General features: G+C 38.7%; 29 protein-coding genes. 11 read left to right on the forward strand and 18 right to left on the reverse strand.

Going from position 1 to position 26247, the window contains the following annotated elements; all coding sequences use genetic code 11:
• Positions 1-265 precede the first annotated feature (265 nt).
• Entirely contained in the window at positions 266-1489 is a 1224-nt protein-coding gene (locus BK583_RS14930) for a YeeE/YedE family protein (protein WP_038478187.1), read from the forward strand.
• A gap of 28 nt (positions 1490-1517) precedes the next feature.
• On the opposite strand, the gene BK583_RS14935 is transcribed toward BK583_RS14930, so the two are convergent.
• The gene (locus BK583_RS14935) at positions 1518-2249 is read right to left on the reverse strand and encodes a class I SAM-dependent methyltransferase (RefSeq protein ID WP_038478184.1); all 732 of its coding nucleotides are present in this window, start codon (positions 2247-2249) and stop codon (positions 1518-1520) included.
• Between the two features lie 138 nt (positions 2250-2387).
• Between BK583_RS14935 and BK583_RS14940 the strand changes: the two genes are divergently transcribed.
• Positions 2388-4025, forward strand: a complete 1638-nt coding sequence (locus BK583_RS14940; protein WP_055735160.1) for a PAS domain-containing sensor histidine kinase — start codon at positions 2388-2390, stop codon at positions 4023-4025.
• 262 nt (positions 4026-4287) lie between these two features.
• On the opposite strand, the gene BK583_RS14945 is transcribed toward BK583_RS14940, so the two are convergent.
• From BK583_RS14945 to BK583_RS14970, 6 genes are read right to left on the reverse strand one after another with little or no spacing between them, the layout of a single operon-like run.
• Positions 4288-5058 (reverse strand): ABC transporter permease, encoded by a 771-nt coding sequence (locus tag BK583_RS14945; RefSeq protein WP_055735161.1) that lies wholly within the window; start codon positions 5056-5058, stop codon positions 4288-4290.
• Positions 5055-5936 carry an ABC transporter ATP-binding protein gene (locus BK583_RS14950; RefSeq protein ID WP_055735162.1) on the reverse strand — a complete coding sequence of 294 codons (882 nt, stop codon included), beginning with the start codon at positions 5934-5936 and terminating at the stop codon, positions 5055-5057. The genes BK583_RS14945 and BK583_RS14950 overlap by 4 nt, the downstream gene beginning before the upstream one ends.
• Positions 5926-6132 (reverse strand): PLDc N-terminal domain-containing protein, encoded by a 207-nt coding sequence (locus tag BK583_RS14955; protein WP_236702323.1) that lies wholly within the window; start codon positions 6130-6132, stop codon positions 5926-5928. Before BK583_RS14955 ends, BK583_RS14950 begins: the two co-directional genes overlap by 11 nt.
• Complete coding sequence (locus tag BK583_RS14960; RefSeq protein WP_055735163.1) at positions 6125-6364, reverse strand: hypothetical protein; 240 nt, start codon at positions 6362-6364, stop codon at positions 6125-6127. The genes BK583_RS14955 and BK583_RS14960 overlap by 8 nt, the downstream gene beginning before the upstream one ends.
• A complete protein-coding gene (locus tag BK583_RS14965) occupies positions 6357-6647 on the reverse strand; it encodes a YxlC family protein (RefSeq protein ID WP_055735164.1) in 291 nt (96 codons plus the stop codon). The genes BK583_RS14960 and BK583_RS14965 overlap by 8 nt, the downstream gene beginning before the upstream one ends.
• The gene (locus tag BK583_RS14970) at positions 6628-7164 is read right to left on the reverse strand and encodes a sigma-70 family RNA polymerase sigma factor (protein WP_055735165.1); all 537 of its coding nucleotides are present in this window, start codon (positions 7162-7164) and stop codon (positions 6628-6630) included. Before BK583_RS14970 ends, BK583_RS14965 begins: the two co-directional genes overlap by 20 nt.
• A 164-nt stretch (positions 7165-7328) precedes the next feature.
• On the opposite strand from BK583_RS14970, the gene BK583_RS14975 reads away from it, so the two are divergent.
• Positions 7329-8339: an LLM class flavin-dependent oxidoreductase gene (locus BK583_RS14975; RefSeq protein ID WP_038478166.1), complete on the forward strand. Its 1011-nt coding sequence runs from the start codon at positions 7329-7331 to the stop codon at positions 8337-8339.
• Between the two features lie 75 nt (positions 8340-8414).
• Here BK583_RS14975 and BK583_RS14980 read toward each other — a convergent pair whose 3' ends face one another.
• Positions 8415-8951 (reverse strand): GNAT family N-acetyltransferase, encoded by a 537-nt coding sequence (locus BK583_RS14980; protein ID WP_055735166.1) that lies wholly within the window; start codon positions 8949-8951, stop codon positions 8415-8417.
• Between the two features lie 73 nt (positions 8952-9024).
• On the reverse strand, positions 9025-10305 hold the full coding sequence (serS, locus tag BK583_RS14985; RefSeq protein ID WP_055735167.1) for a serine--tRNA ligase: 1281 nt from the start codon (positions 10303-10305) through the stop codon (positions 9025-9027).
• Positions 10306-10603: 298 nt separating this feature from the next.
• Here serS and BK583_RS14990 point away from each other — a divergent pair, with 298 nt between their 5' ends.
• The gene (locus tag BK583_RS14990; protein WP_055735168.1) at positions 10604-11455 is read left to right on the forward strand and encodes a LysR family transcriptional regulator; all 852 of its coding nucleotides are present in this window, start codon (positions 10604-10606) and stop codon (positions 11453-11455) included.
• Between the two features lie 51 nt (positions 11456-11506).
• On the opposite strand, the gene BK583_RS14995 is transcribed toward BK583_RS14990, so the two are convergent.
• Positions 11507-12016, reverse strand: coding sequence for a YhcN/YlaJ family sporulation lipoprotein (locus BK583_RS14995; protein ID WP_055735169.1), 510 nt, complete (start codon positions 12014-12016; stop codon positions 11507-11509).
• 215 nt (positions 12017-12231) lie between these two features.
• On the opposite strand from BK583_RS14995, the gene BK583_RS15000 reads away from it, so the two are divergent.
• Positions 12232-13152, forward strand: coding sequence for a patatin-like phospholipase family protein (locus BK583_RS15000; protein WP_038478155.1), 921 nt, complete (start codon positions 12232-12234; stop codon positions 13150-13152).
• A gap of 46 nt (positions 13153-13198) precedes the next feature.
• Here BK583_RS15000 and dsdA read toward each other — a convergent pair whose 3' ends face one another.
• On the reverse strand, positions 13199-14497 hold the full coding sequence (gene dsdA / locus BK583_RS15005) for a D-serine ammonia-lyase (protein WP_055735170.1): 1299 nt from the start codon (positions 14495-14497) through the stop codon (positions 13199-13201).
• A complete protein-coding gene (locus BK583_RS15010; RefSeq protein ID WP_055735171.1) occupies positions 14494-15477 on the reverse strand; it encodes an HD domain-containing protein in 984 nt (327 codons plus the stop codon). Before BK583_RS15010 ends, dsdA begins: the two co-directional genes overlap by 4 nt.
• A 142-nt stretch (positions 15478-15619) precedes the next feature.
• Here BK583_RS15010 and BK583_RS15015 point away from each other — a divergent pair, with 142 nt between their 5' ends.
• The gene (locus BK583_RS15015) at positions 15620-16093 is read left to right on the forward strand and encodes a GNAT family N-acetyltransferase (RefSeq protein ID WP_038478147.1); all 474 of its coding nucleotides are present in this window, start codon (positions 15620-15622) and stop codon (positions 16091-16093) included.
• A 67-nt stretch (positions 16094-16160) separates the two neighbouring features.
• Positions 16161-16394 (forward strand): hypothetical protein, encoded by a 234-nt coding sequence (locus tag BK583_RS15020; protein WP_055735172.1) that lies wholly within the window; start codon positions 16161-16163, stop codon positions 16392-16394.
• Positions 16395-16467: 73 nt separating this feature from the next.
• On the opposite strand, the gene BK583_RS15025 is transcribed toward BK583_RS15020, so the two are convergent.
• A complete protein-coding gene (locus BK583_RS15025) occupies positions 16468-17154 on the reverse strand; it encodes an LrgB family protein (protein ID WP_055735173.1) in 687 nt (228 codons plus the stop codon).
• Positions 17151-17519: a CidA/LrgA family protein gene (locus tag BK583_RS15030; protein ID WP_038478139.1), complete on the reverse strand. Its 369-nt coding sequence runs from the start codon at positions 17517-17519 to the stop codon at positions 17151-17153. The genes BK583_RS15025 and BK583_RS15030 overlap by 4 nt, the downstream gene beginning before the upstream one ends.
• Before the next feature lie 122 nt (positions 17520-17641).
• On the opposite strand from BK583_RS15030, the gene BK583_RS15035 reads away from it, so the two are divergent.
• Positions 17642-17827: a hypothetical protein gene (locus tag BK583_RS15035; RefSeq protein WP_038478136.1), complete on the forward strand. Its 186-nt coding sequence runs from the start codon at positions 17642-17644 to the stop codon at positions 17825-17827.
• A gap of 138 nt (positions 17828-17965) precedes the next feature.
• Here BK583_RS15035 and BK583_RS15040 read toward each other — a convergent pair whose 3' ends face one another.
• The 3 genes from BK583_RS15040 to BK583_RS15050 form a co-directional block, all read right to left on the reverse strand.
• On the reverse strand, positions 17966-18367 hold the full coding sequence (locus tag BK583_RS15040) for a hypothetical protein (RefSeq protein WP_038478133.1): 402 nt from the start codon (positions 18365-18367) through the stop codon (positions 17966-17968).
• Between the two features lie 84 nt (positions 18368-18451).
• Positions 18452-18910, reverse strand: coding sequence for an NUDIX hydrolase (locus BK583_RS15045; protein ID WP_055735174.1), 459 nt, complete (start codon positions 18908-18910; stop codon positions 18452-18454).
• Positions 18911-19086: 176 nt separating this feature from the next.
• Complete coding sequence (locus BK583_RS15050) at positions 19087-19845, reverse strand: TrmB family transcriptional regulator (protein WP_055735175.1); 759 nt, start codon at positions 19843-19845, stop codon at positions 19087-19089.
• Positions 19846-19973: 128 nt separating this feature from the next.
• On the opposite strand from BK583_RS15050, the gene BK583_RS15055 reads away from it, so the two are divergent.
• Entirely contained in the window at positions 19974-21155 is a 1182-nt protein-coding gene (locus BK583_RS15055; protein ID WP_055735176.1) for an MFS transporter, read from the forward strand.
• 141 nt (positions 21156-21296) lie between these two features.
• Here the strand turns inward: BK583_RS15055 and BK583_RS15060 are convergent, their stop codons facing one another.
• Complete coding sequence (locus BK583_RS15060; RefSeq protein WP_055735177.1) at positions 21297-22583, reverse strand: MFS transporter; 1287 nt, start codon at positions 22581-22583, stop codon at positions 21297-21299.
• A gap of 154 nt (positions 22584-22737) precedes the next feature.
• Between BK583_RS15060 and BK583_RS15065 the strand changes: the two genes are divergently transcribed.
• Positions 22738-24036 (forward strand): helix-turn-helix domain-containing protein, encoded by a 1299-nt coding sequence (locus BK583_RS15065; protein ID WP_055735178.1) that lies wholly within the window; start codon positions 22738-22740, stop codon positions 24034-24036.
• Between the two features lie 317 nt (positions 24037-24353).
• Positions 24354-25850 (forward strand): glycosyltransferase family 2 protein, encoded by a 1497-nt coding sequence (locus tag BK583_RS15070; RefSeq protein ID WP_055735179.1) that lies wholly within the window; start codon positions 24354-24356, stop codon positions 25848-25850.
• The last annotated feature ends 397 nt before the right edge of the window (positions 25851-26247 follow it).

Genomic DNA, 26247 nt, shown 5'->3' on the forward strand with positions numbered 1-26247 from the left:
TTCAGACACGTGCTGATCCCCCAGGAGTCTTCTGATTCTCCTTCCGCTCATTTTCATATAAAACAAACGACGAACGTTCCTATTTTCAGGAATGTTCGTCATTTTGGTCTGTCTATCTACTTTTGTCACAGCCTCATTTTTATGGTACAAATCACTTAACAACCACACTAACTAAGCACAAATGGTTTTACCTTGACAGCGTACACAATTTTAACTAAGATAATACAATCCTTTTCGGATAAATTTAATAGGATAAGGTGATGACGTGTCTACGATAGCGCAACAAGAAGAAAGAAAACCTTTAAACCCACCACAACGTCTTTTAGTCATAGTTGGTATAGTTGTAGCCATTTTATTGACTGTCTTTTTAGCCCTTACCCAACATGTTGTCCAACCATTATTAGCACTTATCGGTATTGGGCTTGGGTTTACATTATTTCACGCTCGATTTGGATTTACGTCTGCTTTTCGAAGACTTGCATCTGTAGGGAATGGCCAGTCTTTACGAGCGCATATGCTCATGCTCGCAGTTGCCTGTTTATTATTTGCACCAATCTTAGCAATCGGTACTACGTTCTTTGGAACAGATGCTAATGGCTACGTCTCCCCTGTGGGCGTGAGTTTATTAGTCGGTGCCTTTATCTTCGGCATTGGCATGCAGCTTGGTGGAGGGTGTGCATCAGGTACCCTATACGCTGTTGGTGGCGGTCGTTCTGTTATGTTTATCACGCTTCTTTTCTTTATTATTGGCTCTACTATTGGAGCAGCCCACTTTACCTTTTGGATGGACGAAATGCCGTCAGCCGAACCCTTTTCTTTAGCAACCTCAACTGGACTAGGCTATGGTGGGGCACTCTTAGTATCTTTACTTATCTTTGCTACCATTGCATGGATAACGATTCGTATAGAAAAGAAAAAAAACCCTCCAAAAATGGCAGCCGTCCCTTCTGCCGTTGGTTGGAAACGTATCTTTAGAGGTTCATGGCCTTTGTTTACAGCGGCTATTGTACTTGCGGTGTTAAATGCCTTAACTCTATTAACACGCGGTACACCATGGGGTGTAACATCAGCATTTACTTTATGGGGTTCAAAGGCTGCTGATGCAATGGGATTTAATGTTGAAAGCTGGGGCTACTGGCAAGGAAGCACAGAAGCCTTACATGCATCGATCTTTGCTGATACAACTACGGTGTTAAACTTCGGTGTTATATTAGGCGCCTTTCTTGCTTCTGCAGCAGGTGGCTTATTTACTCTTTCAACTATCACTGCAAAAAATGCAGCTGCCTCTGTTATAGGTGGTTTACTAATGGGTTATGGCGCACGCCTCGCATTTGGTTGTAATGTAGGTGCTTATTTTGGAGGTATTGCATCTTTTAGTGCTCATGGGTACATTTGGGGCGTAATGGCTATTGGTGGAACCTTTTTAGCTCTTAAACTACGGCCGTTGTTCGGATTGTCGGTCCCTAAACCACAAGATCGTTTTTGCTAGTAAGTAAAAGGTAGTAGGATGAACCCTACTACCTTTTTTTCTTTAAAACCAGTAAATCTTGATACGTTGTAAACTGTGTACGACCACACCAACTTCCAAACTTCAACTCAGACCGCACAAAATTTGTTTTGTTCATCATCGCTTCAACAGTATCTAGTGAATAACCCACTGCAGCATTAGGTAAGGCAAGATTTTCAATTGAGGCTTCCCCTACTTTATGAGGGAATTGAAGTGAGCTTTTTCCTGCTTTTATTAAATCTGTGGCTTCATCATTTACAATAAACATTGTCAATAAACAAGTACCGTCTTTCTTCATAACCCGATTTATTTCATGTAAATAATGGGTCATTTCATCTTCCATTAAGTGAGTAAAAATAGATGTTAAAAACACAAAATTGAAGGTATCCGCTTCATATGGAAAGTGAAAGCCTGTTGATGTCAACGAGCCATTAGGATTATACAAGTGGTTATAAATGTTAATGTGTTCAAATTGAAAATGCGGATACTCCGAACTAATATTTGCGATCGACCAATCAATACCTTCTTTAGATATATCAAACCCTCTGTATAGCCCTTCCGTCGACAAAAAGGTTGTTAATGGAACAGCCATACGCCCCACACCACTTCCGACATCTAGTACAGAATCATTTTGTTTCAAACCACCAAATTGTTGGAACAACGTTAAAAATTCCTTCCCCACTTGCTCAAAATTTCCACCTACAAATTGTTGCAGATGATCTGGCGGAAGTTGATTCACCATGAGAAACTCCTCCTCTATATTCTGAAGACTTTTTAGCATAAGTTAGCCATCAATTGACAGACTTATTCTAATTCGGTTGTTTTTCCCTAATAGAGCAGGTAGTCTTATGACGATAGCATCTTAAAGGTGGACGTGAAAATGAGCGGAAAACGAAAAATGATTGCTTTATTTATTGGGGTTAGTCTTATTTGGGTGATAGGAACCGATTACTTATTACTAAGTTGGGAGCCTGAACTATATTCCTTTTACCAAAAAATTAAAGGGATTTTCTTTATCATCGCCACCAGCGTGTTTATTTATGTTTTATTAACTAAATCTGAAAAGATTCACACGTTGACAGAAGAAAAAGAAAAGGTCGAAACACTTATTAATTCCATTCCTGATTTTATCAGCTTCAAAGATGGCGATGGTCGCTGGATTCAATCTAACACATTTGCTTTAGAGCTGTTCCAAATAGATCCCATTGATTACATAGGAAAAACAAATTCCCAACTGGCTGAAGAAAAGCCTTTTTTCAAAAAGACTTTTTTACTGGCAAACGAAACAGATGAACAAACGTGGACACTTCGTAAGACAACTAGACATGAGGCTATTGTAACGCTGGAAAATGGTGAACAGAAAATATTTGACACAACGAAAACGCCACTTTTTACAGAAAGCGGTGAACGTAAAGCCTTAATTGTTGTAGGTCGAGATATAACTGAGCGAATGAAAGCAAAACAAAGATTAGAAGAGAGTGAGTTGCGATATAAAGCATTATTTGATCACAGCCCTGAGCTCGTTTACATGGTTGATCTCCGAGGGAATATTACCGATCTTAATCCACATTTTATGCACGTCACCGGCTATGACAGAGTAGCAAGTATTGGCGAACCCTTCATTTCATTTGTTGATGAACGAGACCATGTTCGCTTGAAACTAACATTCTATCAAGTGATAACAAGCCGAGAAGTGGTTCAATGTAACGAAATTCGTATGAAACATCAAACTGGAAAAAAGGTCATCGTCAATTGTGCGTCGTTGCCGGTTATTATAAATGGCGAACTTGTAGGCATTACAGGCTATGCACATAACATAACACCTATGATGGAAGCTGAGGAAAAACTACGTACAACCGAAAAATTAGCCGTAGTTGGCGAGTTAGCTGCTGGAATTGCTCATGAAATTCGAAACCCCCTCACATCACTTAGAGGGTTTGTTCAACTATTTCAAGCCGAGAGCAAGGAAGAGAACCCTATTCATCGCATTATGTTAGAGGAGCTAGAACGCATTAATATGATCGCGAGTGAATTACTCATTCTATCACGCCCTCATGATATCTTTTTTTCTAAAACAAATGTAACAAATGTGCTATCAGACGTCATCCATCTACTTACTGGTGAAGCAAAAGTAAATGGTGTTAGCTTATCATTTAAAAAACCATGCCCCTTTTATCTATACGGCGATAAAAACCAGCTTAAACAATTGTTTATTAACGTCATTAAAAATGCGATCGAAGCAAGTGCCAGCACGATTACTGTATCAACGCTAGCCCAAGATGGAAGGCTTAAGGTGAAGGTTGAGGATGATGGCCATGGTATTAGCGAGGAGCGAATGGCACGTTTAGGTGAACCGTTCTTTTCACAAAAAGATAAAGGTACAGGCTTAGGACTAACAGTGAGTTACAAAATTGTCGAACAACATAAAGGAAACATTCTTTACGAAAGTGCAGTAGGAGAAGGAACAATCGTCCATATTACATTTCCACTAGTAAAAGAGAGACTGGGACAAAAGTAGATAGACAGACCAAAATGACGAACATTCCTGAAAATAGGAACGTTCGTCGTTTGTTTTATATGAACATTAGCGGAAGGAGAATCCGAAGTCTCCTGGGGGATCAGCACGTGTCTGAAGACTCTGGATTGGTGGTTTTCCACGGAGGAGGCTGAGGCCGTGTCCCCGGAAAGCGAAGGATTCTCCTATAGCGGTGCTACTCAGCATAGTTTAGACTATTCGTCTTTTCAACTACTACTTTTCGTTATGTCCCAGCCTCTGTTCTTTAGATACTCCACTCTTTCTTTGTTACGTAATTTGTCCCTCCTAGCAACAGTAAAAAGATAAGGCTTAACGTGGTCCATATAGGTTTCAGGCTTATAGGATCATTTAGAAGAAAGGCTTTTATCATTACAAGAAGTCCAGCAGGCGTCCATAAGGCACCCTCTCCAAATAAAACAGGAAACATTAGAACAAGCATAATCGTTAGAATACTAAAAAGGCTTACTACTGCTGAACTTTTTACGATTGTTCCTATGAAAAGTGTTACAGTCACGATAAACGTTAACCAAACCCCATAGACAATTCCCGTAATCAAAATTGATGAAAGCGATAGAGAGTCATATAATAATGAAATATAGTAAAGGGATGCTACTAAACCCGCAATGAAACTTCCTATTACTAAAGCAAGAGCTACAAACCATTTTGAAAGCCAATAAGCCCAATGTGTTACTGGTTTTACAAGTATGAGCATGGCTTCACCAGTTTTTCGTTCATTCGTGAATGTCGACATAAAAGACAAAACGATTGCAAACATACCAATTTGTGAGAATTGGTCTAACGTATGCACAACGACTTCCTCAGCGGTCATTGTTGGCATCACAAAACCCGCCCCTTCTGGCAACCCCCCCAAAAATGCTAACATGTCTTCCATGTAATAAAGCGTCAATGGCTGCATGATACCCAATACAACAAACAAAGCCGGTAGCCATAAACATTTATAGTTGCGCCAGCTTTCAAGTGCTTCTTTTTTTATGAACGCACTAAGCTGATTCATCCTGTCACCGCTTTCTGAAAAATATCCTCAAGGTTTTTTTTCCGTTTTCTAATTCCATCAAATGAATAACCACCTTTTTCAAGAATTGATAACAGCATTAAATCTTCTCGCACTTTAGTTGGTGTAATGTTTATTTCAACATGATTTAACCCTCTAGTGATACACCACTTTGGATAAACGGTTTTTAGTTCAGCCTCTAGCCTTTCACACTCAGCAGTCTCAATCTCAAGCACATAGTCTTCTTCTTTTGAATGCAGAGAACCGGTTTCGATTAATTGACCTTTGTGCATAAGCATATAAGCATCACTTACCTGCTCTGCATCGTGAAGAACATGAGTTGAATAGATAATCGTTCGATCTTTCTTTAGTGTTAGTAGAAGCTCCATCACTTCTGTTCTTGCCTTTGGATCTAATGCGGAGACTGGTTCATCTAGTAACAGCACTTTAGGGTTGTTCACTAAGCTCTGAGCAATACCGAGTCGTTGCTTCATCCCTCCAGAATAAGATTCTATACGTTTTCCCCTACTCTCCTCTAAGCGAACAAGGGTTAAAAGATCAGTAGCTTTACGCACCGCATTTTGTTTTTTCAAACCTACTAATTGACCCACATGTGTAAGATACTCTAACCCAGTCATCCACTCGTGAAAAGATGGGAATTGCGGCAAAAACCCAATATAAGAGCGGATGTCCTTTTTCATCGCACCTTCAAATTCAATTCTGCCAGATGTCGGTTTTAATAAAGAAGCCATTACTTGCAACAAGGTTGTCTTCCCTGCTCCATTCTCACCGATTAGTGCCGTAATCTGATTCGTCTCAATGTAAGCATTCACATGATGAATGCGCGATCCTTTACTAAGTTCAATCACCTTAATATTCACTACTTTTCTCTCTTCCGAAGATAAAGTATGCAATAGGACCTAGTAAGTTAATGACGATAATGATGATAACCCATACCCATTTCTGACCTCGGACAGAAACACGGCGATACAAATCAAATAAAGCAACACTCATTAATAATAATTGAACAACAATCAGTGGCAAAAACAGTCTTATGACGTCCATTACTTCATTCATCTGATCCATCTCCCTTTTCTTTTACGATTGGTTTAACCAAATAAGTCCAAAGAAAATAAACAACTAGTGGCATTGGAAAGTGAGTCACACCCCAAATTCCCCAAAACCATTTCATCTGTCCATTCTGTTGACTCTTAAAATACAAATATACACTTTGAGATAAGAGCAAAATTCCCAGTGTTATCCAAGCCCAAAGAGGAATATTGGTTAACGTTCGTAAATCATTATTCATAACGATCCCTCCAACGTTTTACCAATCCCCAAACCAAAAGAACAGGAAGTAACCCTATTAGAATTATGTTCATTGTCACGTATATAGCCGGCAATCGAGCAATCGAAAAAACAACGATGTTGACAAGAATAAGTGTTACGATAAAGAAAAGAATCGCTTCACGCCGCTGCTTTCGTTTCGTTTTCTGAATAAGTGCAATTATATCTTCTTTCGTTGGTGACTGTACATCAACCCTGTCCAATTGAGATAACCCATCTTTTACTTTATCGTCGATTTCCCTCATCGTGTTTTAACTCCTTTCGAATAAAATCCACTGCACTATTAACTCTTGACTTTGCTGTTCCAATCCGAATTTGACAGATTCGTCCAACCTCTTCGTAACTGTATCCATAATAATGCTTTAACAAAAGTGGGATTCGTTTTTTGCGATCTAGCTTCATTAACACATCTTGAATATCGAGCCACTCTGTTTGGGGCTCTTCTTTCATTGACCATTGTAATCGTTGCATTCGCACATACTCATCTTCATGCTTTTTCTTTCGTTTTTTATCGATAAAGACATTAGTCGCAATCTGAAATAGCCACGTTGAAAATGCTGCTTTCTTCATTTTGTAACTTTTAATTGCTATAATCGCCTTCGTCATCGTTTCCTGAGTTAATTCTGCAGCATAGTCAGGGTCAAAAGTGATTTTCAATAAAAAACGGTAAACACGGTCATAGTGATCTGTTAATAATACTGCCAGCGCTTCTTCCTCGCCTTTCTGCGCTTTTTGAATCAACACTTCAAGCGGTTCTTCCATGACACCACCCCTATGCTTTTCCTCTTTCTAATTTGCACAACTGTTATACGTTTCAAAGCCGAAATCGTTCATTTTCGTTTTATATTTTTTGAGCAGTAAAATAGGGTTTTAATTTGTTCTATGTTATAGTGCTTAACAGTAAACCCGAAAGGAAGACCGTTAAAATGAAACTAAGCATTCTTGATCAAGCTCCTATACCTCAAGGTTCGACCTCTACTGATGCATTACAGTTTACGAAAAAGCTTGCAACCTTAGGGGACGAATTGGGCTACCATCGTCTTTGGATGGCTGAACATCATAATGGAACGTCTTTTTCGAGCTCTGCCCCAGAAATCACCATCGCACACTTAGCAGCTCAAACGAAGCAGATTCGTCTAGGGACAGGTGGCGTGATGATGATGCATTATTCCCCCTTAAAAATGGCAGAAGTCTTTAAAACATTAAGTGCTCTAGCTCCAAACCGTATCGATTTTGGTGTTGGTCGTGCTCCTGGTGGTGACCATCACTCCATTCATGCCCTCGCTCAAGGTAAAGCATACCAACCAGATGACCAGTATGATAAATTAGCAACAACATTACAGCTCATCAATGATCAAAAAACCAATGACCCTCTTTATAACCAAGTTATCGCCGCTCCACATGAAGTTGCATTACCTGAAGCTTGGTTATTAGGATCTAGCGGAAATAGCGCTCGACAGGCAGGAAAGCAAGGTGTTGGTTATTCATTTGCACAGTTTTTTAACGGAGAAATGTCTAAAGAGATCTTTGATACGTATCGCCATTATTTCGAGCCATCGTATTTCATGCCGCATCCAATCATTAGCGTATCGTATGCTATAACGGTAGCAGAAACAACAGATGAAGCAGAGTTTCTTGCTCTACCAATTGATTTGGCAAGGTTATTTCTTATGCGAGGAAGATTACCACAAACCCTTAGTCCTGAAGACGCTCAAAACTACCCTTTAACTGAAATGGATCGAGCCATCCTTGCTAAAAATCGCTCACTACATCTTGTCGGAACGCCTAAACAGGTAAGTAATCAATTGTTGAGGGAAAAAGAGGCATTTGGATTTGATGAAGTTATGATTAATAGCAATCAATACTCTTTTGAATCTCGACTAAACGTTTACCGTTTAATGGCAAAAGAATTGCTAAATAAACCAGCAACCAATTAATTGGCTGCTGGTTTTCTATTTCCCAAGAAATAAACTATCGTAAGGAGAACGAGCACGTTGGAGACTCCAAGACAGTTAGTAATCAATAAGCTTATTCGTTGCCATTATATACACGTCATGATAACTGCCTTCATGCCATTCACGTTTCTCTACTTTTTTCACAATTGAAAAGTCACATTTTTTGTAACAGGCAATAGCACGAATGTTTTCGACGCGCGGATCAACCGTCACAATGGCTGTCTCATCTTTTTCTTGTATGAGTTGAATCAGTAATGTTATGAAGGCACTGCCAAAGCCTTTGTTCCAATATGTCACTTCGCCGATAAACAAATCCATTCCATATACCGACTGACATGCTGAATAACCGAATGTTCGCTTATCTTCAACGGTTAATTGATAAGATTGTAAGTACGCTATTGGTACACCATCAGTTTCGCCAATCCAACAATCTTTTTCAGCATCATTATAAAACTTTTCTTCAATCAAGGTTGCTGTAAATTGACGATCTCTTCCCTCGTAATATTTAAGCACCTCTTCTGTTGTCAACCACTTTAACAAAAGGGCTTGATCCTCTTTATTTAATGGTCGAATGATTTGGTTTTTAACATGCATAAAATCGCCCTCACTTTAATCTAAAAAAGATAAAAAAGGACGTCGCCCTATGAAGAGGCGACGTACGTTAAGACTAGGAAAGCTGAATCGTTGTTTTCCCATACATATATTTCTGCAATGCTTTAGGGATTGCAATTGAACCATTTTCTTGTTGATGATTTTCTAATAATGGAATCAAAATTCTTGGTGTTGCCACTGCCGTATTATTTAATGTATAGCAGTATTGTAGTTTCCCATTTTCGTCCCGGTAACGAATGTTTGACCGTCTCGCCTGAAAGTCCGTTACGTTAGAAGATGAGTGGGTTTCACTATAACTCTCACGACTCGGCATCCACGTTTCAATATCATATTGTTTATGGTTTTTTTGAGACATATCGCCTGTACAAACAGCGACAACTCGGTATGGAAGTTCTAATAAGTTTAAAATTTCTTTTGCGATCCCCGTAATTTCTGATAAGAGGCGATCGGCTAGTTCTGGATCGTTCTTACATAGAATAACTTGTTCTACTTTCGCAAACTGGTGAACACGGTATAACCCCCGCACATCTCTTCCAGCAGATCCAGCTTCTCTTCGGAAACAGTTGGATACTGCACCTAAGCGAATAGGCTCCTCAACATCGACTATCTCGTTTCCATAAAAGCCAACAAGAGGCACTTCCGCCGTACCTACTAGATACTTGTTGTCTTTCTCTAAATGATAAGTCTGCTCTTTACCATCTGGAAAAAAGCCTGTACTGTATAATACTTCTTCATTTGCCATCAACGGTACGTCCATAATGGAGAATCCACGTTCATGTAGTAAATCGACAGCCAACTGCTGAACCGCTCTATGTAAAAACAGCCCTTGGTTCTTTAGCACATAATTACGTGTACCCGCGATTTTTACTCCTCGCTCCACATCAAACATTTCATGAGCCTGTCCTAGCTCCATGTGGTCTTTAGGTGTAAATGTAAATTCTGGGATCTTGCCAACTTTTTCTAATTCAACATTATCTTCGTCAGAGTCACCAACAGGTGTATCTTCAGAGACGACGTTTGGAATTAAATTCATTATGTGTAAGTAAGATGCTTCAACTTCTTGATATTCCGCCTCTAACTCTTTAATCGATTGATTCAATAGACGAACTTCTTCTTTCTTTGCGTCCATTTCCTCTTTTTTCTTTTCTCTTGCTAATTCACCGATCGCTTTCGTTTGTTGATTACGCTCTGTTCGGTAGCCTTCAATCTTTTGAATAAGTTCGCGTCGCTTTTGGTCAACTTCAATGAGTTCATCTACCGGGACGTTTAACTTCTTATGAACTGCCGTTTGTTTAATCTTGTCGGCATGATCCCTTATAAATTGAATATCTAACATGTGTAAACCTCTCTCATTCTAATTTCTCACTCGTATACATTGTAAACGACTAGTAATCATTATGTACATTTTAGCACACCACTATAGCTTTCACACGCAAAAAAATGGTTTTCCATTACACAATCAGCCTCTTATCGTACATTCATAAAAAAACTCACTCTTTTATAGAAAAAAGAGGTTTCGTATTTCAGAAATAAGGGTATATAGATGAGCTAACTTTTTTGTGATGTCTTGTATATATCTTAAACACGAATAGAATGGCAGCAACATAATACTTGTTACTAAAAAGGAGAGATAAATGAACATTCGATATTTAGAAGCGTTTTTAACGATTTCTGAAGAAGGCAGTATTTCAAAAGCCTCTACTCGACTGGGGTTAACCCAACCTGCTGTTAGTCGACATGTAAAGGAATTAGAAAAATCTTTAAACACAGCATTATTTATTCGTTCCCACGAGGGGATGACGTTAACAGAAACAGGACAACTTTTTTATAATGACATGCAACCAACTTGGCACGAGCTACAAAGTAAGCTAGACAGCTTTACACCCAAAAAAGCCGTTCGTTTAGGTGTTGCGCCTTTTATTTCATCCACATATTTACCTCAAACACTTACATATGAAGACTCGAACATGGATATCATGTGCACCCGTACTCAAGAGAATTGCCTTGAATTTATACCGATGCTAAAAAAAGGAGACATTGATGCAGCAATTTTTGAAGACTATCCTCATCATGATGGCTTTTACTCAACACTTGTGAAACATGATGAATACCAAGTTGCCCTAGCTGAGGACCATCCACTTGCTAATTTTAAAGAACTCTCGCTTGAGCAATGTTTTTCATATCCGCAAATAGTCCCACCAAAAACAAGTCGGTTTTATCAAATGTGGCAAGCATTACGCGAAAAAAACGGATGGAGAAGAAAGGATATTCAAAGCCTTCCTCATCGATCCTTATTCCATTCTTTGAAGCAAAATCACGCGATAGCTATTATTCCAAAATTAATGGTTGAACCACCTTGGAATCAACATTTTTTATTCAAACGTCTCTCCAATTGTCCGTTTACTAGAGACTTGTACCTTTTCACTGCTAAAAAATCGTATTTAAAACCTTTGCAACAGAGTTTAGTCCATACGCTTCAAAGGTAAAAGAAGAATAAAAACCTACAGTTGAAAACCTGTAGGTTTTATTCTTCACTACTATCGTTTTGTTGTTGGAAACATACGGTGAACCATTTCCATAAATTCATCAGCAAAACCACTTACAGGTTCGCCATTCTCAATTCTGTCACCATACCCTTTCATGCGTTCTACGAAATCAGGATTTGAAGAAACATGGACTTCGCTAAGATTATGGTCAACTTCCATTGCTTTGTCCGCGATTTTTTGCTTCATTTCATCAGAAACATCGTGTGATTCATCATCCATTGTCACAGCAATGTAAGCTTGGCTTCCCATCACGATTGCTGCCGCGTGGTGAACACCATCTAATTCACGAACGCTATCAGCGACTTCACCAGAAACCGTTATATGTTGGTCGTCATGATTATCCATGCCGTAGCCTTGGTTTTCAACACCATCTTCAGCAGGCTCATTCATCTCCGTGTCATTATCTGGTGAATTCATATCATTGTTATTGTTGCCTCCACACGCGACTAACGCAGCTGCAACAAAAGTAAGGGCTAGAGAATGCAATAGATATTTCTTCATTTTCATTCAACTCCAGTATTTGTATTTTGTTTCACTCTTAGTTTGGTTTTCTACTAAAAAAATATGTATATCAAGAAGATTTTTCTAAATTTTTTTTGATTTTTGCTGAATGTTCTCCTCTTTAATGGAAATTGAACACTTTTCTTTAGGGTTGTTCATAGAATAGAGTAGACAAGTTCCTTTGTTAACTTGTTGAACTGAAAGGAGGCATACTAATGAAAGTCGATGCAGTTTTTGAAGGTGGAGGCATTCGTGGTATTGCTTTTGCTGGAGCAATTGAATCAATGGAAGCCCATGGAGTGCAATGGCAGAAATTAGCCGGAACTTCTGTAGGGGCTATTATTGCCGCTCTTCTTGCAGCAGGATATACAAGCAAGGAAATTAATGAACAGTTAAAAGAATTAAATTTCAAAGATTTACGAGGGAAGAATTGGATCAATCATATTCCTTTTGTTGGAAACTTCGTTAATCTCGTGTTTTATTTAGGTATGTATAAAAACGATTATATTGATGTGTGGCTCGAAGAACGATTACGAAAGAAAAACATTCGAACTTTTGCAGATCTCCCGCCTGAAAAACTTAAAATTATTGCTTCTGATATTAGTAGCGGACAAATGATTATTTTTCCTGACGATTTAAACCGTTATGGTATGAAACCAAGTGATGTGACGATTGCTCAAGCAGTGCGAATGAGTACATCCATTCCTTTCTTCTATCGACCGGCTAGGTGGAAACTGGCTAACAAAAGTAAATCGTATATTGTTGATGGTGGCTTGCTAAGTAATTTTCCAATTTGGCTGTTTGATGTTGAAACTCCCCGTTACCCAACATTCGGCTTTCGCTTTTTAAAAGATCGAATTGAAGGAGATGCGATTATTCCAACGCCTATACATTTGGCACAGAATATTGTCAAAACGATGATGCAAGCACATGATATGAGACATCTGAGTGACGAAACGAGAGACCGGACCATCCAAATTTATACCGATTCCATCACAGCTACCGATTTCCTCCTAACGGATGAGCAAAGCGATTACTTGTTTGAATCAGGATACCAAGCCGCTGAACTTTTCTTGTCTACATGGGATTTTGAAGCACACAAACAGCTCCGTTCTAAAAAGAAACCACAAAAATAGGGATACGTCCTATGGACAAGTATCCCTTCTTTTTAAGAAAACTGGATTACAGTAATAGCGCTTTGCCTATTTCATAATCAACCTTCATTTGATTAGCTGGCACCATACTACCACCTGTACCCCAAGCTAGATGTACAGCATTCTTTGCTGAATTGGCAATCTGTACAGGTCCAAATAAAGCTGTAACTGCTGATGGTTCCAGAGCCATTTCTTCTCGATCAATGAGCATGGCTAAAAGCTTATACATTGTCTCATCACTTATCGTATAGATACCTCCAAGAATAGGTTCCATCACCTTCCCAACAAAGCCTGATGGTCGTCCTACCGCAAGTCCATCTGCAATAGTCTGATTATCAATTCCTATTTCATTCACGTGGATATTCTCATGTAATCCGGTCATCATCCCGACAAGCATACAAGGAGAGTGGGTTGGTTCTGCGAAATAGCATGTTACGTTCTCTCCAAATACTTGGTGCAACCCATATGCGATTCCGCCTGGCCCTCCACCAACGCCGCAAGGTAAATAAACAATTAAAGGACGATCGTTATGAATAGTCATACCTTTATCATCCAGTTGTTTTTTTAACCGTAACGCTGCAACAGCATACCCTATAAAGAGTGTCGTTGAATGCTCGTCATCAATAAAGAAGCTGTTTACGTTCGCTTCGGCTTGTTTTCTCCCTTCCTCTACCGCCAGACTATAGTCTTGATCATGTTCGACAACGTGCGCTCCTTTTTGCCGAAGTAATGCTTTTTTCCATGCTTTAGCATCACTTGACATATGTACAATGACGTTAAATCCTAACTTTGCCCCCATAACACCAATACTAAGTCCTAAATTACCCGTCGAACCTACGATAATCGTATAGCGAGACAATACGTCCTGATACACAGGCTCTAGTAACTTCACATAAGACTCTTCTTTTGAGAGCATTCTTTCTTCAATAAGTACCTTTTCTGCAATCGTCAAAACCTCATAAATGCCCCCTCTTGCTTTAATAGAACCCGAAATCGGTAGCAAGTGGTCACCTTTCAGAAACAACCTACCGTTAATGGTCACCTTATAATAATCTTCAAGTTGCACTCGGAAAGAGTCAATTTCCAGCAGTGGCGATTCTACCAGCCCATTCATTGGTTTTGTTTCTGGAAACGCCTGAGATAAATAAGGCGCAAATCGAGCAAGTCGAGCCTCTGCTTCTACAATTGCCTCCATGGACAGTGTTTCAGTTTTCACTACTGTCTCCTTTCCTTTAAAAGGATTGATCCATAGATATTCTTCTAACGCTGTCAGCTTCGTTAAATGAGGGAATGCTTTTAGCAGCTGCTCTTTTCTCTCTTGAGTCATTTTACTCCCCTTTCAGCAATCGTAACAATTGCACCTGTTGTCGCTGCTTTTTTTGTTTGTATAAATAACTCTTTCATCACAGTAGATTGAGTTGAGGCAGGTAAACATCTAGCCCCTAAGCGCACGTCAGGATCAATCACTCTAATTTTTAATTGGATTTGCTTCTCCCTTAACTGAAAGTCAGACGGTGAAAGCGGCTTTTCAAACGCTGTTAAAAGCGTTTGGATGGTTTTATTCTGGCTCATCTGTAGCTTTTTCAATACATCGAAATCAGTTTTAACGAAATCATCAAGACTTAACACCCCTGCTTCTAAACTTACTGATAAGATATGCGCAAGCTGCTGATTAGCAAAAACATTTGTTGGATGTAAGAAAAATTCAATTGTTTCTTTAAAATACATAGATGCAAACCATTCTGCCCACCTTAATTCTTCGCACACAAGGTACCCATCTACCACAACCAATTGATTTAAAAAACCATGGGCATGACCTAAGGAAAGCCAACCATATGAATAAAGATCACGCAACGTATAATCAATCCGATCTACACATAAATGGGGCAAATCCCTATCTAGTAGTGACCACTCTTTAGTAGAGAATAAAATAGACTTGGCGTTATAACCAGCTTTGTCGATTAGTTCAGGGATGTTCGTTTCTTTTACAAGTCTTTCATAAAGGCTCTCATGATAGTCTTCATCTTTATTGCTTAACACATAATCAATAACATGGGAAAAAGCTGTATGGGAAAGATCATGTAATAAAGCGGCGATTTGCTCTTCCATTCCACCACCTAATTTGCGTACAAGCAACATGGCTCCTATGGAGTGCTCATATCTAGTCACGTTCCATTCCGGCTTTGCAAGAAAACAACCACCTGCCTGATGGATCTTTTTTAAACGTTGAACAGGAGGACTAGCTATTAATGTTTCTAGAACTGGTTCAAGCTTAAACGTACCATAAAGTGAATCTGTAATAACCACAAAGTACACCTCCTCTTTTTCTATTATGACACAGGTAGAAATTTGTTCACTTCCTCTATCTTGCATTCTTTTGTTCTCAAGCTGTACAATAGTTGTCATAATCTTCTCAGAAGCTTTAATCAGTATGGATAGGAGCAAAGCCATGATCATTCGAGAAATTCAAGAACAAGACAATCATGAAGTAGAACAGCTAATTCGAACTTGTTTAATTGAATTCGGCGCAAATAAACCAGGAACGGCATGGTCAGATCCTGATTTAAGCCGTTTTTATGACCTTTACCAAAAAGATCGAACACACTACTGGGTGGCTGTTCACGCTGGCCGCATCATTGCTGGTGTAGGAATAGGTGATATTCCGGGTTTTCCTAACATTTGTGAACTACAAAAGATGTACGCATTACAAGAAGCTAGAGGGACAGGTATTGCAGAGGAATTATTAGAGGTAAGTTTAGCCTTTGCCAAACAGTATTACGAAGCATGTTATCTTGAAACTATTCATACAATGCATGCTGCCAATCGTTTTTATCAAAAACACGGTTTCCAAAAACTAGACGAACCTTTACTTCAAACAGAGCACTTCTCTTGCGACACTTGGTACATGAAAGCACTACAGTAGCATCCGTCATGTTTATAATCTCCTACGTTTGGATATAGGAACAAAAACCGCTTAAGGAGGAGATGACATGGCAACATACCATTCATTAGACGTTGGCGTGCATTATAAAGCCACAGACCTAGATCAATTTGTAAATAAAAAAGATGTTGTTCTTCTTTCTTCAAACGAAAACCACCTTTTTTCTGATCCCGAACGGGAATTTAAAGTCATTCAAAGCTTTAATGGGTTCTTTGAGCATTCTTCAGATAATGGCGAGAAGGAATATCGATCTAAGAAAGCGTATGTGTTAGAAAAAGTATAGGAATTTCTGTTCCATTGGCTAGAGCTAATGGAACTTTTTAATTGAAAGAAGAGTGTGTTTTCACACACCCTCTTTAAAAGATCCAAATGAAAATAGGAATGAAAAGCGATGCAACAATTGCACTTAACGTCATAGCAATGGAACTCATTGACAGAGGAATGTTTCCATACTCTGCTGCTTTAGAAATCCCCATGGCGTGAGATGCCCCCCCGAGTGCAATGCTTTTACCATACAGACTCCTTATACCTGCTTTTTGCATGACCCATGGTCCGATGAGAATGCCACTAAAGCCAGCTACAAGGACAAATGTTGCCGTTAATGGGGGCAATCCGTGTAAGGCCGCAGAGATTTCCACTGCTACAGGAGCTGTAATCGATTTTGGAAGCACTGTCGCAACAAGGATATCATTGAATTGAAATAGGAGCGCCAGTCCATAAACGGTACTGAAACCTAAGAATACACCAATGAGTACTGCCCCACCGATCATGACACTATAACGTAAAACAAGGATCCGTTGCTTATACAATGGAAACGCAAGTGCCACAATAGCCGGTCCCATTAACCGACTTAGCCATTCTCCTCCAATTAAATAGTCCTCATACGATATATTAAAGAATAGCAAGATGAGTAAAATGAACACAGTAGATGTGACGACAGGCAACAGAATGGGGTAAGGATAGCGTAAGTACAGCTTCCGAAACAAGAAATAAATAACAACCGTAGCAATAACAATGGCTACAGCTACTATTGGGTACATCATCCGTCCCACTCACCTCGATTTCGTTCATACCATTGGCAGAAATGCCCAATGCCTATCATGGAAAGAAGCGTACTGACTATTACAGATAAGAATAGAAGAAAACCAGTCGTTGATAGAAGTTCAGGATATTGCATAACCCCTAAATTAAACGGGATAAACAAAAGGGGTAGCACAAACAATAATGCGGTTGCTCCTGTTTCCACCCAGCTTTCTGGAATGATTTTGGTACTTAATAATAAAAGCAATAAAAGAAACCCAATGATTGAACCTGGAATAGTGAGATTCAACCAACGGGATAAGAAATCTCCAATTACGGAGAGTCCATATAAAAATAGAACCTGTAGCAAAAGCTGTATAATTTTCATAATTCCCTGTTGAATTGTAACAGGTTCCCTCCTTCATTTAAGTAAGACAATGTGATAAGCTTTGATAAAAAGAACCTGCTAGCATCATAGCATGTTTTCGACTAAAAAGGGGCTCTTCTACCATGTTACCTGTCTTTCTAATCGCCGCTTGTATTTGCATCGCTGGCCTTGTGCTTACCCTCGTATCGATGAACCGGACAGATACAAGCTACAGCAGTGAGCGAAGTATTAAAACATTTTCTTGGCTTTATTTTTTACTTGTTCCCATTGCATTAGCATTTGTCGTTTTACTCGCATTTCTTTTATAAGAATAGAAATGAAAAGCGAGAATGTCAATGACGACACTCTCGCTCACCTTTTACTGGTTGATATAGCTGACCATTGGATCTTTAACGTTATCAAAACATACATGTAAAGTTTTTGTGTCACCTTATCTATAAATGCCATTAGTTTGATGGCCGGTGCCAACGATTAAATTGCTCTTGCATCTTCTTCATCTCTTTATGCACCCGGTTTAACTCCCCTTGCATTTGCCTCATTTGTGTATACAAATACATGGCATATTCCTGCTGATCACCAACAGGCCCCCGAAGTCCACCAGTTTGCGTTGCCTCAGCTGCAAAGAATGTCGCCGCTTCTTCCGCCTCTTGTTCAACGCTTGATGAGGCATCTCTTTGTCTTGAAATATCACGTGCAATGGTAACGCCGATAAACCCTAACGCAGAAGAAATCGTACTTAATATCGTACCGAGATAAATCATATCTTCAGATAACTCTAATAAGCTTTCTAAATATTGTTCATGGGGATCAGTGTAATTGTTTTTACCAGTCCCCTTATTTTTTGCCATGACACACCCCTCCCAATAAGAGTGTTGTATCATTATCTTATGTTCGCCACTCTAAAATATTGCTTGGGAAGTCCATTTAATCTTTTACCGAAAACATCCTTTCTCGTTGCTTCGATAATCAGCTAAACAATCCTGATGCTGTTGATTAAAAAGAGGCGGCGCATGCTCAGGGTCAACAAAAGCAAGTTCAACTGTTTCAACTCCATCTACATTTAGGCTCCCTTTAACGGGGTAACCTTTAAAGAAATGCAAGACGGTCTGAGCCTGATCACCGTTAGAATAGGTCGTAAAATAATTGGAATAGACTCCAATAAGGTAGTCAATTTCAACATGTAGCCCTGTCTCTTCTAATACTTCTCTTTTAGCACACTCTGCAAGAGATTCACCTATTTCCATGGCGCCACCAGGAAATCCCCACTGGTTGCAATCCCCTCTTTTTTGAAGAAGAATTTGTCCTTTCTCGTTCACTACACAAATTCCAGCAAAATTAAGAATGATTGGATCTGATCCTACTTTGTTACGAATCATCTTGATATAATCCATCGGATACCATCCTTTCTAGGTTAAAACAAAAGGCTAAAGACAACCATCTATGGTCATTGCGCTTTTCCGGAAAATGATGACGTACTGCAATTGTATTCGTTGTTATCCCGTTACTATCTTCTTGAATGTCTTATTGAACAAAACATTACCGCTTGAACAACAGGGTGTGAAATTCATTAATATTTTAACTTTAACAGCATGTGCCTTACTTCTTCATCTTTCATAATGAGCTCATGATACCGTTGCGTAATTTTTGTAAGCACTACATCATGATAAAAGAATTCTGTAAAAAATGTCACAAGTGGTTTTGATTGGGTTCGAATTGCCTGCCACCCATGCTCTTCAATTCCTGCAAAAATCATTTCCTTTTCATCTACAATGAGGATTCGACTTCTTTCTAAAGAATCATGTCCTTGGGTTGGGATTAAGACAGATGTATTGGGAATGACCGTTTGGATTGATCCAACTGCATGTAAGTGCACTTCTCGTCCGCTGTTGTACACTTCCTCTAATAAAGGAAGAAGAGCTTTCATTTCGTCTGCCCAAAGAGATAAATGAATCGATTGTTTGGCACCTTCCATTAGGTCTTTCATTATAGACAAGATGGATTGATCCTCTCGTAATGTCCACACTCGATCATCAACTTCCATTTCTTCCACTTCAATGTTCTTTAATTCTTCAATATTGGCTTCAAAATTTGTCGTTAGTTTTTCTATTAAAGCCTCCATTGGTAATCCAGTGTACTGCCGCTTTTTCTCCACAAAGGCTTCAAGAACAAGTCCTTTTTCAATCAGTTTTGTAATAACCTCATATACTTTCGAACGCGGTACACCTGAGCGCTTCACAATTGCCGTAGCATCTAAAGGCTGGCTGACTGTGATTAATGATGTATACACTTGACTTTCATATTGGGTGAATCCAAATTGTTGTAGCACCTAATCAACCTTTCCTTCTTGTTATCTCTTTCTTTAGGATAGACCAAACTCTATAAACATTTCCACTTGTAGAGAGATTTACTTATATGTTACTCTTTTGGTGGTAACATAATTATAAGAGGTGTTTTATGAATAAACGTGTATACTTACTAACCATCGTTTCTTTTGTCGTTGGTCTTGTTGAACTTATTTTAGGCGGCATTCTACATTTAGTTGCATCCGATTTAAACGTTACATTAGGACAAGTCGGTATGCTGATCTCCATTTTTTCATTTGTGTTTGCGATCTCTGGTCCCATTCTTTTATCCGCTACAGCAAAAGTGGAACGAAAGAAGCTAACGCTCATTACCTTAGTGGTATTTTTATTTGCAAACGTCCTTGCTGTAATGAGTTCTGGCTATTGGCTTTTACTCATTGCTCGATTAATTTCCGCAATGAGTGCAGCGCTTCTCATTTCACTTTGCGTAACCATTGCATCTAACCTTGTTAGTGAACCATATCGTGCACGCGCGATAGGAATTGTTTTTATGGGCGTTAGTGCTTCTCTGGTCTTAGGTGTTCCTGTTGGTTTGCTACTTGGAAATGCTTTTGGATGGCGAGCGCCTTTTGTCCTGATAGTTCTTTTAACAAGTTTATCCATTTTATTTGTTTCGCTATTTATGGAAAAGATTAAACCAAAGCCAAGTGTTCCCCTCATTCAGCAATTAAGATCATTAAAAAACATGAAAGTTATACTCATTCAACTAACGTCCTTTTTATTCCTGGCAGGTCACTTAACACTTTATGCTTACTTAACACCTTTTTTACAATCAATTGGTATTGATGGAAATTGGATTAGCATTATGTATCTTCTGTTTGGTATTGCCGCTATCATTGGCGGAGGTATTGGTGGCTTGCTTTCCGATCGATTTGGCCCCCAGAAAACCATTATTGGTATCATCGCTCTTTTCGCGGCATCCCTCTTTTCCATACCGTTTACTACAGCATTTATGCCCCTTTTTATTATTGTCATGATGGTTTGGAGTTTATTAAGCTGGGCAATTACTCCGGCGATGCAGAGTTATCTCATCCATTCTGCACCGCAAACATCTGATATTCAGCAAAGTTTAAATAACTCTGCGCTTCATTTTGGTATTGCTTTTGGTTCCATGAGTGGCGGAATTGTCATTGAGAGGAGCACCGTTGAAATGAATGCTTTTGTTGGTAGTATCTTCGCTTTTCTCGCTTTGATTGTAGTGGGATTGTCTATGAAAAAATCTCTTCAACCAAAACCTATAGAAACGGACTTATCGTTAAAAAAAGCCAATTGACTAGTCAATTGGCTTTTTACTGTATCACGCTTTACTTCTACTGAATCACTCTTCTCAAACCTGATCCGTGACAAATCCACGTATGACAGCTTTTTCATAACTAGTTGCGTTGTTTCTTTTCACGTAAAAAAGCACTTATCGTTATGTATACGAGTTTTCTATCGTTTTTGCTTTTGGAGAATTTAACTCAGGATGAGCCGATAAGATTATTTTTTTTCGCAACATATAAAGGGTTACACATAAAAGGAAAATCCCTGTAGGAAGAAGAGTTCCTATCGGACCTAAGAGATCATAAATAAATCCATATAGTATAAAGCTAAGTGGCATGAGTGAAGTAGCGCCTGTTTCTAGAATGCCAAATACTCTGCCCTTATACTGGTCACTTACCCGTTTTTGCAGTAAAACACCGATTGGTGTATTCACATATGTCATCGAAAAGCCAATAAGTAGCATAACCATACTATAAAAAATCACTATCCCATTATAAGGAATTAAGACTATTAACGGTAATACGAATAGCGTCATTAAACACGAAAAAGCAAGTAGACCATGCTTTACATTCAGTAACGGAAATGCCACATCTTTTTTTATTGAAAAATAAACGCCTCCCAGTAATGCTCCTCCTGCTAAAATACCTTCGATGATACCGAAGTGACGGGCGTCTACTTGCAAAATTTCAACAAGGATAAATGGTACACCAATTAATAATGCCCCAGTAAAAAAATTAACAACAAGCGCGATTCCAACAATTGAACGAATAATCGGTTGCTGATGAATAAAGAGAAAACCCGCTTTCATTCCTTGCCACATGTTCTCCTTCTTCTCTTCCTTTGTTCGCTCAGACCCATAAAGTGTAAAATCCATTGTCGCTTCCACGCAAACAGCAAGGAAAAACGCAATAATGAAAATCACTAAAAACACTTGAATAGGCGAAAAGGCAAAAAGCATTCCTCCAATAATCGGTCCCCCGATCGTTGAAAATGAGACGACCATCTGATTAATCGCTGTTGCTTTTTGAATTCGCCCCTCATCAATTAGCCTCGTAATAGAAGAAGTAAACGCTACTCCGGTAAACATTTGCGAAATGGTCAGCAAAACCGTTGTTGCATAAATAGCTACAACCGATAAACCATTCGTCACTATATAAACGAGTAATCCAGAAACAATTAAAAGCGAAACCACTTGAGAGGAAAGAACGATCACTTTTTTGGGAAAATGATCCGCTACATAACCAGCAATTGGTGCAAGAATGGTCCTCGGCAAAATTGTACAAATCATATTAATAGCAAAATTCATTGCAGAACCTGTCATTGTTAAAATAAATAAACTCATTGCAAAAACATAAATACTATTTCCAAACGACGAGATAAACTTACTAAACGCAAAAGTCCATAAATGATACGTTGCACGCTTTAATTTTACATCCATTCCAAGCACTCCTCTAATAAGTTTAATTTAATTAAACTTATTATATACAGAGAAAATGAAAAAGAGCAACGCAAAAGTTTAATAATATTAAACTTTTATTTTTATTCTCAATCTTTTATAATGATATGAAACACGGAAAGAAAGGCGATCCGATATGAGTACATTAGGAGAACGAATCCGGCAATTACGCAAGCAACGTGGAAAAACCCTTGCAGAAGTGGCTGAAGGGCGTTTAACAAAAGGCATGTTAAGTTTAATAGAAAATAATAAGGCCCAACCTTCTATGGAAAGCCTTACTCACATTGCTGAAGCCCTTGAGACAGATCCTCAATCGTTATTAGCAGATGTGAATGTCATTACTGAAGCAGATTTAAGATCATTAATTATCCAATTAAAAGCTTTATTAACCAATCATCGCTACGATGAAGTTTCATCCATCCTTACCCCTTTTGCAGGAATGACGTTGCCTCATACGTATGAAGCTGCACATTTCGTTAGGGATTTAGGAAAGGCGTATTTTTATACAAGCCAATCTATCCATCAAACAGATATCGGTCTTTTTTTATTAGAAAAGAAAACGGTGAACTCTACAGTTGATGAAAATAATTGGCGGGTTTATTTTGAAAATGCCGAACAACGCTTTAACGAACTTTCTTTCCTAGACGACGCGGCAAATACGGCACTTGATTATATTCAACACCTTACTTTTGAATTAGAATATGAAAAAGCAATAGAGTTGTTTACTAAGAAGCAAGTAGCATACGCTGATCAAATTAAGGGCTTTGATGCTTTCACCTTATCAAAGTGGAATTTTCAAGAGGTAGCGTTGCTTATGATCATGGGAAAAACAGATCTAGGCAGAAAACGGTTAAAGGAAGCACTCACGTTTGCTATTAAAGAACGGCAATTTTACAAGGTAGATGAATATTATCGCTTTGCTATCCATTTTGCAATGCTAGCCAAAGACGAAAAAGAGGTCAATTACTATTTGCATAAGCATCATCTATTAACAGAGTTATTGGAGGATGATTATTTAAAAAGTGTTCACGCCATTAATAGAGCAGAAGTGGCTATCTGGATTGAAAACAATCCTATTAAAGCATTAGAAGTAATTGATAAAGGTGAACATTACGTAGCAACTAATAACCCTTTAATGACACTCTTTCAGTATATTCGTGGTCAAGCGCTCTACGAGCTTGAATGCTATAAAGAGTCCCTTTTGTATTTACCCTCTGTTGAAGACTATCCATTCCGTATTCATTCACTGGATTTATCAATGCTCACAACAGCAGATGCCTATAAAGCATTATGTTACGCAAAATTAGGCGAGGATGATAAAGCTCGCGTTCATGCAACAAAAGCAAAGGAAAGCATCCTGAAACAAAACTATGCAATTAACTATCATAAATTGTTTATACTGCAAGCGTACGATGATATCTATCAGGGAATGTAAGAAGTTGGTCTTCCAGCTTCTTTTTTTATTTGCCAATGGAACACTTGATATTCTTACATTGTCTACTCTCGGTTGAAAAAGGCATTCAAGTAACTAAATGAAACATCGTACGGAAGGCTTCATCTTAGCAGCCTGATAATGTTCTTTATTAAGTTCCTTTTTTGTTAACCAATTAAAAACAATACTTTTTACCTATTTATACACAAAATAAAAATTTTTATTGCTTAATTCATTCAAAATCAGCTACAATTTAGGCACAAAGAACCTTTTAATATCTTGATTAAGATATTGAAACAGGATATTAGACGGGGTGCGCTATGGTTAAAAAGTATGTACCAATAATGAATGGCGCATTTATGAGGCCAAGAATTGTTGCTTTCATCCCTGCACATAATGAAGAAAAATCAATTCGAGATTGCTTAGAAGGATTGGCTGATCAAGTACTGCCTCAACATGTATTGCTTGATATTATTGTCATTGCAGATAATTGCACAGATCAAACAATCGAGAGAGCGATTCAAGCAGGTGAGGACTTAAAGTTAACTGTCATTATTCTAAAGACCGAGAATAATAGTCAGCGGAAAGTTGGTGCACTAAACGCGGCATGGAAAAGTTTATATGGTGATCCCCTTAGCTTATATGAATACCATGTGTCTAGCTATCAAGAAAAATATAATCAATCTATAAAAGCGATTTTAGGTATGGATGCCGATAGTCGTCTTGCTCCAGGAGCACTAAAGCAACTTTGGGACGATCTTATGAGTGCCCGTAATATTGGCGGCGTTATGGCAAAATACACAATGCGTATGCCTAGAAAAAAAAGTCTTTTGTCTTTAGATGATCCTTATTATGAGCAAAAGTTAGAAAGCGGATTATATGGAGGACCGATAGCAAGATGGTGGACGCACCAGCAAAAACAAGATATGACAAGCTGGTTGCTCTCCTTGCAATATCAAGGTGGGAGCACATACGTATTAGGGGGGCAAGGCACATTGTTCCGACCCGAAGCCCTGCAAGACGTTGTTAATCGCAATAATTTAGATGGGCCGTGGCAAGACGATAGTGACGTTGAAGATATGTTGTTAACATGGCAACTTCAGCGAGCAAAGTGGAAAACGTTAATAAGCCCGTCGGCACGATGTTTTGTTGATTCTATGAGGTCTTATCACACGTTCCGTCAACAACGCATTAAATGGTCGTCAGGCACAGTTGAGCTATTAACCAATCGAGAGTTAAATGTGTCAAGCTCTCATATATTCAGGATGTGGGGCTCTCAGCTTCGTCGATTGCTTGATTTACTCATCAGAGTCCTGTTAATCATTTTAATTCCTTTAGCTTTAATGACGGATCAATTTCAATGGAGTTGGTTGTGGATTATTCCTGTTGTCGTGGCTTCATTATTAAATTTAATTTTAGCATTAAAAACGCCTATGCGGCGCCCAATTGATGTTTTGCTAGCGATAACGCTTATCTCAAGTGAAATCTATCTTTGGGCCAACCTTATGACCTTTATTCAGGTGTGGAAAGATCGTCTTTCGAAAAACAAAAAAGATGGCTGGCACAACCAATATAGTGCCGAAAAAGGCCAAACAAAAAGTAAATTAGTGGAGGGTCTTTTCCTCGTTAACCTTTTACTAGCTCTTCTTATATTCGTCTCTATCTATTATCGGTCATTTTTTACAAACCGAGCAATTCAAGATGTCGTTACTCCCTACCTTGAGCTCGGTTGGCAAATTTTAACCTACCTTACGGTTCTTGTAACAGTTATTATGATTCATCAACTGTGGACATTAAGAAAATCAAACCGTGCCTAATCGATCTTTACTCTTACAATAGACCATTTAGTAACAGTACCCTCCTTACAACAGTAAACTTTTTATAAAAACATACTAAGATTAGTGGGTAAGATCATCGACGGATGAATCTTACCCACTATTTTTCGTTTAGGCGTATAGTGAGAGGTGAAAGAAAGCTCGACCTAAGCCTCAAGGATCTAGAATCCGTATTAAAAACCGAGCTTCTTCACTTTCATTACTGAATCAGGTTTAAGTATGTTGGGGCCATTGAGCTCGTGTAGAGGAAATTAGAATCGGAATGATTAAGTGAAGACCTTTCAATGCTAAATGAAAAGAGGAACAATGATGGAGTTTGTAGTCGCTTTAGATGTATCAATGGGGAAAAGTTACTCGGTCATTTATCAAGACCAAAGAT

The organism is Shouchella oshimensis (assembly GCF_002019765.1).
Lineage (GTDB): Bacteria > Bacillota > Bacilli > Bacillales > Bacillaceae_D > Shouchella > Shouchella oshimensis.

Coding starts and splice junctions, on each gene's coding strand:
- BK583_RS14935 (WP_038478184.1), bottom strand. CDS start 2,249: ATGGTGAATCAACTTCCGCCAGATCATCTGCAACAATTTGTAGGTGGA.
- BK583_RS14940 (WP_055735160.1), top strand. CDS start 2,388: ATGAGCGGAAAACGAAAAATGATTGCTTTATTTATTGGGGTTAGTCTT.
- BK583_RS14945 (WP_055735161.1), bottom strand. CDS start 5,058: ATGAATCAGCTTAGTGCGTTCATAAAAAAAGAAGCACTTGAAAGCTGG.
- BK583_RS14955 (WP_236702323.1), bottom strand. CDS start 6,132: ATGAATGAAGTAATGGACGTCATAAGACTGTTTTTGCCACTGATTGTT.
- BK583_RS14960 (WP_055735163.1), bottom strand. CDS start 6,364: ATGAATAATGATTTACGAACGTTAACCAATATTCCTCTTTGGGCTTGG.
- BK583_RS14965 (WP_055735164.1), bottom strand. CDS start 6,647: ATGAGGGAAATCGACGATAAAGTAAAAGATGGGTTATCTCAATTGGAC.
- BK583_RS14970 (WP_055735165.1), bottom strand. CDS start 7,164: ATGGAAGAACCGCTTGAAGTGTTGATTCAAAAAGCGCAGAAAGGCGAG.
- BK583_RS14975 (WP_038478166.1), top strand. CDS start 7,329: ATGAAACTAAGCATTCTTGATCAAGCTCCTATACCTCAAGGTTCGACC.
- BK583_RS14980 (WP_055735166.1), bottom strand. CDS start 8,951: ATGCATGTTAAAAACCAAATCATTCGACCATTAAATAAAGAGGATCAA.
- serS (WP_055735167.1), bottom strand. CDS start 10,305: ATGTTAGATATTCAATTTATAAGGGATCATGCCGACAAGATTAAACAA.
- BK583_RS14990 (WP_055735168.1), top strand. CDS start 10,604: ATGAACATTCGATATTTAGAAGCGTTTTTAACGATTTCTGAAGAAGGC.
- BK583_RS14995 (WP_055735169.1), bottom strand. CDS start 12,016: ATGAAGAAATATCTATTGCATTCTCTAGCCCTTACTTTTGTTGCAGCT.
- BK583_RS15000 (WP_038478155.1), top strand. CDS start 12,232: ATGAAAGTCGATGCAGTTTTTGAAGGTGGAGGCATTCGTGGTATTGCT.
- dsdA (WP_055735170.1), bottom strand. CDS start 14,497: ATGACTCAAGAGAGAAAAGAGCAGCTGCTAAAAGCATTCCCTCATTTA.
- BK583_RS15015 (WP_038478147.1), top strand. CDS start 15,620: ATGATCATTCGAGAAATTCAAGAACAAGACAATCATGAAGTAGAACAG.
- BK583_RS15020 (WP_055735172.1), top strand. CDS start 16,161: ATGGCAACATACCATTCATTAGACGTTGGCGTGCATTATAAAGCCACA.
- BK583_RS15025 (WP_055735173.1), bottom strand. CDS start 17,154: ATGATGTACCCAATAGTAGCTGTAGCCATTGTTATTGCTACGGTTGTT.
- BK583_RS15030 (WP_038478139.1), bottom strand. CDS start 17,519: ATGAAAATTATACAGCTTTTGCTACAGGTTCTATTTTTATATGGACTC.
- BK583_RS15035 (WP_038478136.1), top strand. CDS start 17,642: ATGTTACCTGTCTTTCTAATCGCCGCTTGTATTTGCATCGCTGGCCTT.
- BK583_RS15040 (WP_038478133.1), bottom strand. CDS start 18,367: ATGGCAAAAAATAAGGGGACTGGTAAAAACAATTACACTGATCCCCAT.
- BK583_RS15045 (WP_055735174.1), bottom strand. CDS start 18,910: ATGGATTATATCAAGATGATTCGTAACAAAGTAGGATCAGATCCAATC.
- BK583_RS15055 (WP_055735176.1), top strand. CDS start 19,974: ATGAATAAACGTGTATACTTACTAACCATCGTTTCTTTTGTCGTTGGT.
- BK583_RS15060 (WP_055735177.1), bottom strand. CDS start 22,583: ATGGATGTAAAATTAAAGCGTGCAACGTATCATTTATGGACTTTTGCG.
- BK583_RS15065 (WP_055735178.1), top strand. CDS start 22,738: ATGAGTACATTAGGAGAACGAATCCGGCAATTACGCAAGCAACGTGGA.
- BK583_RS15070 (WP_055735179.1), top strand. CDS start 24,354: ATGGTTAAAAAGTATGTACCAATAATGAATGGCGCATTTATGAGGCCA.